11 protein-coding genes are annotated in these 13,744 nt (G+C 64.7%); 3 read left to right on the top strand and 8 right to left on the bottom strand.

Annotated features, from left to right (window positions below; genetic code table 11):
* The 4 genes from modC to ACM6UT_RS16190 all read right to left on the bottom strand — a co-directional run bounded on the left by modC (nucleotide 1) and on the right by ACM6UT_RS16190 (nucleotide 4,889).
* Nucleotides 1-1,086: a molybdenum ABC transporter ATP-binding protein gene (gene modC / locus ACM6UT_RS16205; protein WP_416798372.1), complete on the bottom strand. Its 1,086-nt coding sequence runs from the start codon at nucleotides 1,084-1,086 to the stop codon at nucleotides 1-3.
* The gene (modB, locus tag ACM6UT_RS16200) at nucleotides 1,083-1,775 is read right to left on the bottom strand and encodes a molybdate ABC transporter permease subunit (protein ID WP_416798371.1); all 693 of its coding nucleotides are present in this window, start codon (nucleotides 1,773-1,775) and stop codon (nucleotides 1,083-1,085) included. The genes modC and modB overlap by 4 nt, the downstream gene beginning before the upstream one ends.
* 24 nt (nucleotides 1,776-1,799) lie before the next feature.
* A complete protein-coding gene (gene modA, locus ACM6UT_RS16195) occupies nucleotides 1,800-2,594 on the bottom strand; it encodes a molybdate ABC transporter substrate-binding protein (RefSeq protein ID WP_416798370.1) in 795 nt (264 codons plus the stop codon).
* Nucleotides 2,595-2,702: 108 nt separating this feature from the next.
* Nucleotides 2,703-4,889 carry a DUF1217 domain-containing protein gene (locus ACM6UT_RS16190; RefSeq protein WP_416798369.1) on the bottom strand — a complete coding sequence of 729 codons (2,187 nt, stop codon included), beginning with the start codon at nucleotides 4,887-4,889 and terminating at the stop codon, nucleotides 2,703-2,705.
* Between the two features lie 270 nt (nucleotides 4,890-5,159).
* On the opposite strand from ACM6UT_RS16190, the gene ACM6UT_RS16185 reads away from it, so the two are divergent.
* Nucleotides 5,160-5,726, top strand: a complete 567-nt coding sequence (locus ACM6UT_RS16185; RefSeq protein ID WP_416798368.1) for a DUF6101 family protein — start codon at nucleotides 5,160-5,162, stop codon at nucleotides 5,724-5,726.
* 109 nt (nucleotides 5,727-5,835) lie between these two features.
* Here the strand turns inward: ACM6UT_RS16185 and ubiA are convergent, their stop codons facing one another.
* The 4 genes from ubiA to ACM6UT_RS16165 form a co-directional block, all read right to left on the bottom strand.
* Nucleotides 5,836-6,789 (bottom strand): 4-hydroxybenzoate octaprenyltransferase, encoded by a 954-nt coding sequence (gene ubiA / locus ACM6UT_RS16180; protein ID WP_416798367.1) that lies wholly within the window; start codon nucleotides 6,787-6,789, stop codon nucleotides 5,836-5,838.
* Nucleotides 6,790-6,841: 52 nt separating this feature from the next.
* Complete coding sequence (locus tag ACM6UT_RS16175) at nucleotides 6,842-7,624, bottom strand: MipA/OmpV family protein (RefSeq protein WP_416798366.1); 783 nt, start codon at nucleotides 7,622-7,624, stop codon at nucleotides 6,842-6,844.
* 121 nt (nucleotides 7,625-7,745) lie between these two features.
* Nucleotides 7,746-9,002 (bottom strand): class I SAM-dependent methyltransferase, encoded by a 1,257-nt coding sequence (locus ACM6UT_RS16170; RefSeq protein ID WP_416798365.1) that lies wholly within the window; start codon nucleotides 9,000-9,002, stop codon nucleotides 7,746-7,748.
* A gap of 143 nt (nucleotides 9,003-9,145) precedes the next feature.
* On the bottom strand, nucleotides 9,146-11,452 hold the full coding sequence (locus ACM6UT_RS16165; RefSeq protein ID WP_416798364.1) for a Tex family protein: 2,307 nt from the start codon (nucleotides 11,450-11,452) through the stop codon (nucleotides 9,146-9,148).
* 171 nt (nucleotides 11,453-11,623) lie between these two features.
* On the opposite strand from ACM6UT_RS16165, the gene purD reads away from it, so the two are divergent.
* Nucleotides 11,624-12,895 carry a phosphoribosylamine--glycine ligase gene (gene purD / locus ACM6UT_RS16160; RefSeq protein ID WP_416798363.1) on the top strand — a complete coding sequence of 424 codons (1,272 nt, stop codon included), beginning with the start codon at nucleotides 11,624-11,626 and terminating at the stop codon, nucleotides 12,893-12,895.
* 122 nt (nucleotides 12,896-13,017) lie between these two features.
* Entirely contained in the window at nucleotides 13,018-13,485 is a 468-nt protein-coding gene (locus ACM6UT_RS16155; RefSeq protein WP_416798362.1) for a plant virulence effector HPE1-like domain-containing protein, read from the top strand.
* The last annotated feature ends 259 nt before the right edge of the window (nucleotides 13,486-13,744 follow it).

Genomic DNA, 13,744 nt, shown 5'->3' with positions numbered 1-13,744 from the left:
TCACGCCTGGCGGAACAGGCCCTCGGTGGCAATCGATACCGTCTTGAAGAGAAGATGGACGGGTTTGCCGGGCGTGAGACCGAGGCCCGCGGCCGAACGGCGCGTGACTTCGGCGACGAGCCGTTCGCCGCTGCAATCGACCGTCACCATGGCCGAATGGCCGGAATCCGTGAGTGCCACGACATGGCCCGACAGACGATTGAGGGTCGATATGCCGTCCGGAACCGCCGTCGCAAGAACGATCTCGCTGGTCGGCACGAAGACGCGGATATGGGTTCCGACCGCCATCTCTGCCTGACGCAGGAAGAGCGCCCCGGCGCGACTGTCGGCGAGCGTCAGTCCCTCGTCGGGGCTGTGGCCCGTCACGACGGCGTGGAGGAAGTTGCCCGGCTGCAGGGCGCCCGTCGCCGACGGCACGACGTTCAGCACCTCGTCCGGCGCCCCGATCGCGGTAGCACGGCCGTGGGCGAGGACGACGACGCGGGTGGCGAGGCGCGCGACCTCCTCGATCGCGTGGCTGACATAGAGGATCGGGATGCCGACCTCGTCACGGATGCGTTCGATATCCGGAAGGATCGCCGCCTTCAGCTCATTGTCGAGAGCCGACAGCGGTTCGTCCATCAGGAGGAGCCGCGGGCTCGCCATCAGCGCGCGTCCGAGCGCCACGCGCTGCTTCTCGCCACCCGAGAGATTGGCCGGACGGCGGTCGAGCAGGCGGCCGATGCCGAGAAGATTGACGACACGCTCCAGCGATTCGCGGCGCTCGGCGGCCGGCGTGAAGCGCCGGGCATAGGCGAGGTTCTGCCGGACGGAAAGGTGCGGGAAGAGCCGCCCTTCCTGGAAGACGTAGCCGATCCGGCGCCGGTGCGGCGGCACGAAGATCCCCCGTTCCGCGTCACTCCAGATCTCGCCGTCGAAGGCGATTTGCCCCTCCTGCGGCCTTTCGAGCCCGGCGACGAGATTGACCAGCGTGGTCTTTCCCGAACCGGAGGGGCCGAAAAGTGCGGTCAGGCCGGCGCCGATCGCGAGATCGGCGAGAAGCTCGAAGCCGTCGCGGCGATGGCGGACGTCGATGCGCAGCCTCATTGCGCCCCCGTACGGGCGGCGAGGCGACGCGCCAGCAGTTCCGAGGCGATCACCGCGCCGAGCGAAATCACGATCGAGACGAGCGTCAGCCGCATCGCCGCGAACTCGCCGCCGGGTACCTGCGTATAGGTGTAGATCGCCGAGGCGAGCGTCTGGGTCTCGCCGGGTATGTTGGAGACGAAGGTGATCGTCGCGCCGAATTCGCCCATCGCCTTGGCGAAGGCGAGCACCGCGCCGGCGACGATGCCCGGCACGATCAGCGGCAGCGTGACGGTGACGAAGACCCACGGACGGCTGGCGCCGAGCGTCGAGGCGGCCGCCTCCAGCCTGCGGTCGACATTGTCGAGCGAAAGCCGGATCGAGCGGACGAGCAGCGGAAAGCCCATGACGCCGGCGGCGAGCGCCGCGCCGGTCCAGCGGAAGGAAAAGACGAGACCGAACCACTGGTCGAGAAAGGCGCCGATCGTCCCCTTGCGCCCGAAGGTCAAGAGCAGGAGGTAGCCGGTGACGACCGGCGGCAGGATGAGCGGCAGGTAGACTATGCCGTTCAGGAGTGCCTTACCGAAGAACTCACCGCGCGAGAGCAGGCAGGCGACCGCCACGCCGACCGGCACGGAAAAGGCCACGGCTGTCGCCGCGACCTTCAGGCTGAGGAGCATGGCCGTCAGTTCTTCCGGCGATAGCGTCACGGCGGCGAGGTCCCCGGTCTCCGGTCAATTCGTTTTGGCAAGCACCGTGAAGCCGGCGGCCGTGAACCGATCATAGGCCTTCGGCGACTGAAGGTAAGAGAGAAATGCCGCCGCATCGGCATTATCCGCAGCCTTGAGCTCGGCGGCCGGATAGACGATCGCCGGATGACTGTCCTCGGGGAAGCGGTCCACCACCTTCACCTTCGGATCGGCCTTTGCGTCCGTCTCGTAGACGATGCCGAGCGGCGCCTCGGCGCGCGAGACGAGGAGGAGTGCTGCGCGGACATTTTCCGCCTGGGCGACGCGATCCTTGACGCTCTCCCATACGCCGAGATTTTCGAGTGCCGCCTTGCCATAGACGCCGGCCGGCACGGCATCGGTATTGGCCATGGCGAGATGTCCATCCCCGAGGGTGCTCGCAAGCGGGAAGTCCTTGCCGATCGAAAGCGAGACGGTGCTGTCGGAAGGAGCGACCAGCACGATCCGGTTGCCGAGCAGGTTCACGCGGCTGCCTTCGGCGACGAGGCCGGCCTTCTCGACATAATCCATCCACTTGAGATCGGCCGAGATGAAGAGGTCGGCGGGCGCCCCTTCCTCGATCTGCTTGGCGAGGGCGGAACTGCCGGCGAAGGAGAGCGTGACCTCCCCGCCTGTTTCCGCCTTCCAGTCGGCAGCGATTTCACCGAGCACATCCTTGAGGCTCGCCGCCGCAAACACCGTCACGGCATCGGCCGCCGAGGCGGCCAGCGGCGAAAGAAAGACGGCACCGGCGACGACCGCCGCACCGAGAAGACGGGATACCCCCGCAAAAACACTCATTATAAGCCCCTCCGGCTATCGATATATTTCAACGGATATATCGGTAGCCGATCAGAAACCGCCAGGCAAGAGCCTGTTCTCCGCAACGGGCTTGCAGCCGGCCGTGGATCAGGCGGATCGCAGCGTGGCCAGCGACATCAGGAGGTCGCCGCTGATGCCGGTACTGCCGCCTCCGAAAATCCCGAGCACCGGATCGGTCGTGGAGTTCTCGATGTCGTACATGGCGGTGAAGCGCTGCAGCAGGCGCTTGACCTTGGCCGGGTCCTGCATCTCCGAGAGGTCGAGGTTCTTCTCGACGATCTTCGCCTGCATGTCGACGTCCATGCTGGAGAACTCGGAGGAAAAGCCGTAGGTCACCCGGAAGACCTCGAGCAGCGCACTGTCGGCGATCAGCGCGTAGGGGTCGGTGAGCGTCGGCGCCATACGTTCGAAGTAAAGGGCGAGACGCACACCCTGATTGCTCTCGCCCTCGCTCTCTTCGAGGCTTTGCCGCAGGTACATGTTGGCGGTCTCGAGTGCCGTACCGCGCTGTTGCACCGTGCCGACGGTCTCCCGCGTCAGATTGCCCTCGCCGTCGAAGTTGAAGGAGGCAACGAGTTCGGCCCAGTCCTCGTCCGTCTGCTGGTTGACAAAGCTCTTCTTGTCTTCGAGGTCGGACGAGAAGATCTGCTTCAGGAACTCGTCGGACACGTTTGCCGGGTCGAACCCGTAAGCGCCGAGCACGACATCCACCACGCGACGGTCGGCGAGAAGATCGTCCACGGTACGGATGCTCTGGATCTTCTTCTGATAGTACTTGGTCTCCTCTTCGGCCGCCGTCTTCGCCTTCGTCTTCTCGTCGCCCTCGAGGAAGCGGATCTTGTTGACGATGTAGTCCTTCGCCGTACGGGTGATGGTCAGCTGGTTCTGCGCCAGAAGCGGCACCGCGGCATCGCCGTTGCCGTCGAAATTGAAGGCTTCGGCGAGTTTCACCAGACGCTCGTCCCGGGACTTGTTCACGAAGCTCGCCGGATCGGTGACGTCGCTGGTCAGGGCCATGCGCAGTTCGGCGTCGGTGTATTCTCCAGCCTCGATGCCGAAGGGCTTCAGCAGCATCGGGCGCAGCGCCGCATTGCCGAGCAGGACATCGACGTCGGTAACGTCGGAAAGCTTCGTCCTGTAATAGTCGATGATGCCGTTCAGCCGCTCGACATCCATGTCGTCGTAGAACTCGGCATAGGCCGAATTCGTCTCGACGAGCTGGGTGCCTTGCTGCGCGGCATAGCCGGCCTTGACGTTGCCGGCCGTATCGAAATTGAACTTCTGGGCGATAGCCACCCAGACGGCCCCACCATTGGTGACGGCATAGTTGTTGGGGTCGGAGAGATCGCTGGTGACGATCGACTTGAAGACCGACGAGGTCATGCCGGCTCTGAGCTGGAAGGCCGTCTTCACGTAGTCGAAGAGGCGCGGATCCGAGGTGAGCTCGTTGATCGAGGTGATGGTCGCCATCTTGGCGGCGTAATACTTCTTCTCCCGCGCGAGCGTGTATTCGGACACATAGTTCTGTGTTCCGTCGACATAGAGGTAGACGGTCGCCTCCTTCTGGTCCGCCGTCTGGGCGGTCGCCGCCGAAAGGCTTCCGTCGGCGTTGAAATTGAACGCCTGTGCCATCTTGAGAAACGAGGCCGAGTTGGCGGCGTTGTCGGCGACCAGCTGGTTGACGTAGCTGTTCGGGTCCGACGTGTCGCTCGTCAGGATTTTGACGAAGTGGTCGTTGGTATAGTAGCCGCGGTCGATGCCGTAGGCCTCAAGAACGTAGCTGAAGAGCCGCTTCGACTTGACCAGTTGGTCCGCACTGGTGACCGTATCGATCGCCGTCTCGTAGTATTTCGTCTCGGTTTCGACGTCCCCGGCGAGATCGACCTGGGCCTGCTTGTAGCCGTCGATGATCGCCGTCTCCTGGGCGTCCGTCTGGACATCCTTGACCTTTCCGACGAACTGGTAGGCGAGCGCGAAGTTCCGGTAGCGCTCGTCGGTAAGCTTGTTGGCGTAGCTCTCGGAATCGTTGAGGTCGCTTTCCAGAACCTTCTTCATGAAGGCCTTGGCGTAGGTCATGTCTTCCAGGCCGTGAGCCTTCATCGCATAGCTGTAGAGCTGGTAGTCGTCGAGAAACTCGTCGACCGTAGTCACCTTGTCGATGTTTTCCTTGTAGTAGGCGGCAAGCCGCTCCGTCTGGGCGTCCGAAGCGACGCGATCGAGACTCGACTTCAGATTCCTGACGACGAGGTCATAGCTGAGATAGGTGGAAACCACGGCGCAACTCCCGGACGAGAACACTGGCGCGGCCACCATGCCTGCCGAGCCTTGCCCCGGGCTTTTGGCCCGCCGCGGGCGGCACTTGCGTTCACGGTCTCGAAACCCTGAGCCGTTGGACTTCGCTAACCATCTGAGGATGCAAAGTTTTCTTAACCGCAATTTTTAAGTTGCCCGGAAGGGGGCGCGACTATCTTCCCGATCAGAGGACGCAAAGTCCCGAAGCGATGGCCATGATGGCTCTCGAGGTAAAACAAGGGTAGAATGATGATGACAAACACCGTTATGAAGCCTGCCTGGGCGGGCGCGACGCTGAGACTGGATCCGTCCCGTTTCCCGCATCAGATCACTTACGCATTGCGCGAAGCGGCCGGCGATGTCACGATCACCATTGACGAGCGTGGCGCCATTCTGCGAAAGGTCTTGCCTTCGAGCGGCCTGCCGCTCTCCTTCGCCCTGCCGGCCCGCGCTTTCAGGGGCGTTGCCGCGCGGGCGATCGACCATGGAGACGGAGAGGTAACGGTAACCTTGGAACTGCATCACGAAGATCCGGACCTGTGCATCCCGCTGCTGGTAGCACACGACCTCTGCGACATCGCGGCCGACTGGCGGGGATGGGCGGATGCTTTCCGGATCCCGATGCTGATGGTCGAGGGCGACGGTATCGCCCGCCCGCTCGAAGAGCATCTCGGAGACGTCAAGGCCCGCGCCATCCAGCCGCGCCGCCGCCATTCCTATTTCGCCCAGCGCCGCCCGCGCTTCCTGGTCCGTCGCTCGACCGGCAGCCTCGGCGTCGCCATGAAGATCTCCGGTAAGGAAATCATCGCCCGCAACTGATCCCGACACCGGTCGTCGGTTCTTTTCGAGACACCTAGACAACCGCCAGACACAGGCCCCCGCTCATTCCGATGCGGGGGCTGTTTCGTTTCGGGCCAGCAGTTTTCCGTCAGGCAAAGGGCAGCGCAGCAAGAAGCCCGAGGAAGACGATCGCGCCGACCCGGCTGTTGGACTTGAAGAGCTCGAGGCACTGCGCCGCATCGTCGATGTCGAGGACGGCGATCTGGTAGACGAGCATGCCGCCCGCGACGAGGAGGCCGGCAAAGGCGAGGAAGCCAGCCCCCGCTGCGAAGAAGGCGACGGCGAGCAGGACGAGCGTCAGGCCGTAGAGGCCGACAAGCCAGGCGCGGGTATTTTCGCCAAAGAGGCGCGCGGTGGAACGCACGCCGATCAGCGCATCGTCCTCCTTGTCCTGATGGGCGTAGATGGTGTCGTAGCCGATCGTCCAGGCGACAGCGGCGATATAGAGCAGCACGACCGGCAGCGACAGCGATCCGAAGAGCCCGGCCCAGCCCATCAGCCCGCCCCAGGAGAAGGCGAGCCCGAGGAAGAATTGCGGCCAGTCGGTGAAGCGCTTGGCAAAGGGATAGATCGCGACAACCGCCAGCGAGAGGACGCCGAGGCCGATCGCAAAGCCGTTGAAACAGAGGAGCACGAAAAGGCCGGTGAGGGCCTGCGCCGCCATGAAAAGTTTCGCCTGAAGGCGGCTGACGCGTCCGGAGGGAAGCGGTCGCGAGCGGGTGCGGGCGACCGCCATGTCGATCTCGTGGTCGACGAGGTCGTTGTAGGTGCAGCCGGCACCGCGCATGGCGACCGAACCGACGAAGAAAAGCACGAGATGGAAGGCGAAGAGCGAGAGGCTCAGCCGCCCCTCCCCCTGCAGGACGTTGGCGGCAAGCGCCGACGACCAGAAGCAGGGCCACATCAGGAGCTGCCAGCCGATCGGCCGGTCCCAGCGGGCAAGCTGTGCGTAGGGCCAGGCTGCGCGCGGCAGGATACGGTAGACCCAGTTGTCGGAGGGCGCATCGGCGACGCGCCCGGAATTTTCAGCAAAGGTGTTCATGCCGGATTGATAGACCAAACACCGGCCGAAGGAAACAAGAGGTCCGGACCGATCAGTCGACCTGGACGCCGAACTTGTAGCTTGCCCCGACACCGACGAGGAACTGGTTCGGCGTACCGCGCTCCTGGACGAGGCTGCTGTCGGCGGCCGGCCCGACGAGGCGCTTGTATTCCGCAAAGGCGCTGGCCTGAAGCCTCTCCGTGGCGTTCCAGGTGATCGCGGCCCCCGCCCCGACCGATTGCCAGCCGGCGCCGGGATCATACTGGGCAAGGCCAGAGGCCGCCGATTCGGTGGCGTTCACGCCGTAATAGGCGCGGCTGTAGCCGCTCGTCGCATAGCGGGCGCGCGGCCCGCCGGAAACCTGCAGGTCGGGTGCGATGTCGGTGAAGGCATCCGCGGCGACATCGGCGACGAGGCCGTCATGGCTGCGGACGCCCTGGCGCAACTCGCCGCGTACCCGCAGGCAGTCGGTGGGGTAGACATCGACGAATCCGCCGACTTCGGCGCCGAACTTCACATCCGAAAGGCCTTTGAGATCGTCGGAGGTGCCGGAATCCCGTCCCCAGACCAGCCGTCCGGCGACCCCGGCCCTCACCGCATCCGTTTCCACGAGACCGAAGGAGGGGCTGTCGTTGCGCGAGGAGAACGGCTGGGTATTGCCCTCCCGCCCGATCGAGATCGTCGGAGCCACACCGATCTTCCGCTCCGTCGAGCCTTCGTAGGAAGGTTCGCTCACGCCCTGTGCGCCGAGTTTCACGTACCAGTCCCCGGCAAGAACCGTGTGGGCCGGCAGAAGGGTGACGAGGGACAAGAGAAAGCGGGCGGGAAGACGCATGACACAAGCTCCGGAAACGCAATACGAAAGTCCGCCGGGTGCGGAAGAAAACCGGTGACGCATTCGCACGAAACGCGTTACCGGATCATTAACCCTGCCGCCGCTCTCCCCGTGCCCGGTTTCAGTACGTCACCTTCTCGAGCGGCGGGCGCGTGGCGTCGAAGGCGGCAAGAGACGCCTCGCGTTCGGCGATGTAGCCGCGCGTATCGGGAACCGCGAACGTGTTCCTGGCGAGCTGCATCTGGAAGATGAAGAAGCCCTGATGCGTGAAGGCCATCTCCGAACCGGCGAGGTAGAATTCCCACATACGATAGAACCGCTCGTCATAGAGCCGGACCACATCTTCCTTGCGGGCGAGGAACCGTTCCCGCCACAGGCGGAGCGTGCGGGCGTAGTGGCGCGGCATGATCTCGATGTCGCGGACGAAGAGACCCGCCTTCTGCACCGCCGGCAGCACCTCGGCGAGCGAGGGAATGTAGCCTCCCGGGAAGATGTACTTCTCGAAGAAGGGATTGTTGACGAGCGGCGGCGTCGGCTGGCCGATCGAATGCAGCAGCATGACGCCATCCTTGTCGAGCAACTCGGCCGCCTTGCGAAAGAACCGGCCGTAGTTGGAAGGACCGACATGCTCGAACATGCCGACGGAGACGATCCGGTCGAAGGGCTTCGCCTTCATCGTCCGGTAGTCCTGCAGCTCGAAGCGGACGCGGGAGGAAAGCCCGCGCTTCTCGGCCCGGTCGCGCGAGACGCGGAGTTGCTCGGTGGACAGCGTGATGCCGGTGACGTCGACCCCGGAGGACTCGGCGAGATACATCGCCATCCCGCCCCAACCGGAACCGATCTCCAGCACGCGTTGGCCTTCGCCGAGCAGCAGCTTGGCGGCGATGTGGCGTTTCTTGGCGACCTGAGCCTCTTCGAGCGTCGTCTCCGGCGTCTCGAAATAGGCGCAGGAATACTGCCAGTCCGGATCGAGGAAGAGGTCGAACAGCTTGGCCGAAAGGTCGTAGTGATGGGCGACGTTGCGCTGGTTGTGGTTGACGGGAAGAAGACGCTGCAGGCGGGTGAGTGCCAGCCGGGCCACCCCGCGCCAGATCATGCCGAAGCTCAGGTCCTCGGCAAGCGTGTTGGACTTCACGAGCGCGAGGAGATCGTAGATATCCCCCGCCTCCATGACCATGCGGCCGTCCATGTAGATTTCGCCGAGCTTCAACTGCGGATCGTCGACGAGTTCGTTCTCGGCCTTCTCGTCGATGAAGCGGATGGCGACCGGATCGCCCGTACCGTCTCCGTAGGTTTTGTTCTTTCCGTCAGCGGTGGTCGCCGTCAGCGTACCGGTTCTGATTATGCGATTCAGTAATCCCTCAAGCTTCGAGGTCATTCATGCCCCCAATTTGCTATCAACGAATATGAAACGGAAAAAATCTAACGCTTTTGTCGGCTTGGACAAGCGCGAGATTATTATCGATGCTTCATATTTCTTGAAGCCGGGGACGGGTGGCGTCTTTGCGCCACCCCTTTGCCTTACTTCTTGCGGAAGGCCTCCGCCAGCGCCGCACCGAGACTTCCCTGCTGCGGACGCTCCTGCCGGGCCTGCGGCTTGCCGCCGGAGCGTGACAGCCCCGGTCCTCGACTGTCGCGGGCAGCCGGCGGCGGCGCTTCGCCACCGTCCTTGCGCATGGTGAGGGCGATCCGCTTGCGCTTGACGTCGACCTCAACGACGCGGACCTTCACCACGTCGCCGGCCTTCACCACCTCATGCGGATCCTTGACGAAACGGTCGGCGAGTTGGGAGACGTGGACGAGACCGTCCTGGTGCACGCCGATATCCACGAAGGCGCCGAAGGCGGCGACGTTCGTCACCGTTCCCTCGAGCAGCATCCCGGGTTTCAGGTCGCTGATCTCCTCGACACCCTCGGCGAAGGTCGCTGTCTTGAAGCTCGGGCGCGGGTCGCGGCCGGGCTTTTCGAGCTCGGCGATGATGTCCCTGACGGTCGGCAGGCCGAACTGCTCGTCGATGAAGGTCCGCGGATCGAGGCTTCGCAATGTGGCGCTGTCGCCCATCAGCGTGCGCAGGTCGCGGCCGCAGGCGGCGACGATCTTCTTTGCCACGCCGTAAGCTTCCGGGTGAACCGAGGAGGCATCAAGCGGTTCCTTGCCGTTCGGGATGCGCAGGAAGCCGGCGCATTGTTCGAAGGTGCGCGCACCGAGGCGCGACACCTTGAGAAGCTCCCTGCGGCTTTCGAAGGGCCCGGTCTCGTCGCGATGGGCGACGATCGCCTCGGCGATGGAACCGGAGAGGCCGGAAACGCGCGCGAGGAGCGGCGCGGACGCAGTGTTGAGATCGACGCCGACGGCGTTCACCGCGTCTTCGACCACGGCGTCGAGCGAGCGGCCGAGCTTCGCCTGGTCGACATCGTGCTGGTACTGGCCGACGCCGATCGACTTCGGCTCGATCTTCACCAGTTCGGCGAGCGGGTCCTGCAGGCGCCGCGCAATCGAGACGGCGCCGCGCAGCGAAACGTCGAGGTTCGGGAACTCCCGCGCAGCCGTCTCGGAGGCCGAATAGACCGAGGCGCCGGCCTCGGAAACGATCACCTTGGTCGGCTTCGGCGCCGGCATCTGGGCGAGCATGTCGGCGACCAGCTTCTCCGTCTCGCGACTGCCGGTGCCGTTGCCGATCGCGATCAGTTCGACCTTGTGCTTGCGGATGAGGCTCGCCAGCTCCGCCTGCGTGCCGCGAACGTCGTTCTTCGGCGGGAAGGGATAGACCGTCGTCGTATCGACGACCTTGCCGGTGCCGTCGACAACCGCGACCTTCACGCCGGTGCGGATGCCCGGATCGAGCCCCATCGTGGCGCGCGAGCCGGCGGGTGCTGCGAGCAGCAGGTCCTTCAGGTTGCGGGCAAAGACGTGGATCGCCTCCTCCTCCGCCCGCTCGCGCAGTTCGCGCATGAGATCGAGGGAGAGCGACATCGAGAGCTTCACCCGCCACGTCCAGCCGGCGACCTCCATCAGCCAGCGGTCGGCGGGCCCCTTGTCGGCGATGGCGAAGGCGGCGGCGATCATCCGCTGTGCGGGCTTCACCGGCGACGGGTCGTCCCGGTCGGCTTCGATCGCGAGTGTCAGCACTTCCTCGTTCCAGCCGCGCAGCATGGCGAGCGCCCGGTGGCCGGGAACCGTCGCCCAGCGCTCCGAATGGTCGAAATAGTCGGCAAATTTCTCGCCCGCCTGCTCCTTGCCCTCGACCACCTTCGAGTAGAGCAGCGCCCGATCCTTGAGGTCGTTGCGCAGCCGGCCGAGCAGGTCGGCATTCTCCGCAATACCTTCGGCGGCGATGTCGCGCGCGCCCTCGAGCGCAGTCTTTACGTCCGGCACCTCTTCGGTCAGATAGGCTTCGGCGAGCTTCGCCGGATCGGCCGTGCGGTCCGCCCATATCGCTTCGGCGAGCGGCCCCAGCCCGCGCTCGCGGGCAATTTCGGCGCGTGTGCGGCGCTTCGGCTTGTAGGGAAGATAGAGATCCTCCAGCTCGGCCTTGGTGGCGACGCCGGCGATCTTCGCGGCAAGCTCGTCGGTCATCTTGCCCTGTGAGGTAATCGACTCGACGATCGCCTTGCGACGCGCTGCGAGCTCCCGCAGGTAGATCAGCCGTTCGGAAAGGTTGCGCAGCTGGGTGTCATCGAGACCGCCGGTCACTTCCTTGCGGTAGCGCGCGATAAAGGGCACGGTCGCGCCTTCGTCCAGGAGCGCGACGGCCGCCACCACCTGGTCGGGGCGCGCACTGATCTCGGCGGCAATGATCGCGGAAATGGATTTGATGTCGTCGGCCATGAACATTCCTGTCCTCTTAAGAAGTCGGCAGACCATAGCGACGGATTGTGCCAAGGCAACGGCGCCCTCCCCGCCTCCACAGGAAAGCACGGCGTGAAAGCGCACATGCCACCTTGACCTTTCTCCCCCCTGCCCTTAACGCCCGGCTATCAAGGATTTCGGAGACGAGCGATGAAGGTTCTGTTGATCGGGTCGGGCGGGCGCGAACATGCGCTGGCGTGGAAGCTTGCGCAGTCGCCGCTGATGGAGGCCTTCTATGCCGCACCCGGCAATCCCGGTATCGCCGAGCATGCGGCCCTCGTCGCCCTCGATGTCGACGACCATGGCGCCGTCATCGCCTTCTGCAAGGAAAAGGCCATAGACTTCGTCGTCGTCGGGCCGGAAGCGCCGCTGGTGGCGGGGCTGGCCGACGTGCTGCGCGCCGCGGGCATCGCCGTCTTCGGACCGTCCGCCGCCGCCGCCCAGCTCGAAGGCTCGAAGGGCTTCACCAAGGATCTCTGCGCCCGCTTCGATATCCCAACCGGAGCCTACCAGCGCTTCAACAATGCGCCGAAGGCGAAGGCCTATGTTCGGGCGGAAGGCGCGCCGATCGTCATCAAGGCGGACGGGCTCGCCGCCGGCAAGGGCGTAACGGTTGCGATGACGCTCGACGAGGCGCTGCCTGCGATCGACGACTGTTTCGAAGGCGCCTTCGGCTCGGCCGGCGCGGAAGTCGTGGTGGAAGCCTTCCTCGACGGCGAGGAAGCGAGCTTCTTCTGCCTCTGCGACGGCAAGCACGCGCTTCCGCTCGCCACCGCGCAGGACCACAAGCGCGTCGGCGACGGCGACACCGGCCCGAACACCGGCGGCATGGGCGCCTATTCGCCGGCCCCGGTGATGACGCCGGAAATGGTCGAACGCACGATGAAGGAGATCATCGAGCCGACCATGCGCGGCATGGCGGAAATGGGTACCCCCTTCAGCGGCGTCTTCTTCGCAGGCCTGATGATCACCGCCAAGGGACCGGAACTCATCGAGTACAATGTCCGCTTCGGCGACCCGGAATGCCAGGTGCTGATGATGCGCATGAAGAGCGACCTGCTGCCGCTGCTTTACGCCACCGCGACCGGCACGCTCGATCAGGTTTCGGCCGAGTGGATCGACGATCCGGCACTCACCGTCGTGCTCGCCTCGAAGGGCTATCCCGGCGGCTACGACAAGAACACGCCGATCGCGGCCATGCCCGCCGAGACGGCGGGCGCCAAGGTCTTCCATGCCGGCACGGCGGTAAAGGACGGAAAGCTCGTCGCAACCGGCGGGCGCGTGCTGAACGCGACGGCGACCGGCAAGACGGTCGCCGAGGCGCAGGCTCGGGCTTACGCGCTGGTGGACCAGGTGGCGTGGGAAAACGGCTTCTGCCGCCGCGACATCGGCTGGCGGGCGATCGCGCGCGAGAAAAACTGATCGATGGCGCGGCCTTCAGGGCAAAAAACGCGCTATTCGGTCAATATTTACCATTCCTCCTGACCGGATATCAACAAAGCCGGCCTAGCCTCCCCGTTAACAGCTCGGGGAGTGCTTATACCATGCGTCGTCTGATCCTGACCGCCGCCGTCATCCTGGCCACCGGCCCGGCCGTGGCATCGTCCGTCGAAGTGATCCACGCCGTTCCGCGTGCGGAGAGCCATAGCGTCGAGGTCATGCGCTGTCCGGATTGCCCGCCGCCGGTCGCCGTCAAGAAGAGCGCCTATGTCGTGCCGACGCTTCCCGCCGGAGAACAGAAGGCGGAAATCAGGGACATGGACGGCGAACGCAAGCTCATCCGCACCGAGGCCTGGATGGGCGGTTCACCGGTCGTATTCATCAACAAGGCCGAGGGCTGGGCGACCAACGGCTCGGTCGTCACCGCCGCCATTGCGGGCCAGGACGGCGCGGGCGAGGTCGGCATCGACGCCGCGGCAACCACGGCAGCCGTGGGCAGCGAGGCCGGCGCGGCAACTGCGACCGGACCGGCCATACTCGACACCTCAGGCTTCGAACTCAGGCTCCCCTGACGCCGCCACGAAATCCCCTGCCCTACGACCGTACGATCCAGGTTCGAGGGGCGACCGCCGCAGCGACTGCGGACAAATGCGCCCGGACATCCCGTCCGGGCGCATTGCTTTTCCGGCCTTCGTCAGATCGGCACAAGGCATTGACTATCCTAAGGTATAAGCCCCCTCCTAAATTAGGGGAAAGTTTATAGTTGGATCGCTATAGATCGATACCAAGTGCGATGCAGCACATGACGGGCGCAGGAAGCGCCGACACACC

Source organism: Ciceribacter azotifigens (assembly GCF_048159625.1).
GTDB lineage: Bacteria > Pseudomonadota > Alphaproteobacteria > Rhizobiales > Rhizobiaceae > Allorhizobium > Allorhizobium azotifigens.
The sequence above is the reverse complement of the archived record's forward strand: the minus strand, read 5'-3'. Positions and strand labels throughout refer to the sequence as shown.

Bases quoted from the DNA above. Each gene is read 5' to 3' on its own strand.
- modC (WP_416798372.1), bottom strand. From the start codon at position 1,086: ATGAGGCTGCGCATCGACGTCCGCCATCGCCGCGACGGCTTCGAGCTT.
- modA (WP_416798370.1), bottom strand. From the start codon at position 2,594: ATGAGTGTTTTTGCGGGGGTATCCCGTCTTCTCGGTGCGGCGGTCGTC.
- ACM6UT_RS16185 (WP_416798368.1), top strand. From the start codon at position 5,160: ATGACAAACACCGTTATGAAGCCTGCCTGGGCGGGCGCGACGCTGAGA.
- ubiA (WP_416798367.1), bottom strand. From the start codon at position 6,789: ATGAACACCTTTGCTGAAAATTCCGGGCGCGTCGCCGATGCGCCCTCC.
- ACM6UT_RS16175 (WP_416798366.1), bottom strand. From the start codon at position 7,624: ATGCGTCTTCCCGCCCGCTTTCTCTTGTCCCTCGTCACCCTTCTGCCG.
- ACM6UT_RS16170 (WP_416798365.1), bottom strand. From the start codon at position 9,002: ATGACCTCGAAGCTTGAGGGATTACTGAATCGCATAATCAGAACCGGT.
- ACM6UT_RS16165 (WP_416798364.1), bottom strand. From the start codon at position 11,452: ATGGCCGACGACATCAAATCCATTTCCGCGATCATTGCCGCCGAGATC.
- purD (WP_416798363.1), top strand. From the start codon at position 11,624: ATGAAGGTTCTGTTGATCGGGTCGGGCGGGCGCGAACATGCGCTGGCG.
- ACM6UT_RS16155 (WP_416798362.1), top strand. From the start codon at position 13,018: ATGCGTCGTCTGATCCTGACCGCCGCCGTCATCCTGGCCACCGGCCCG.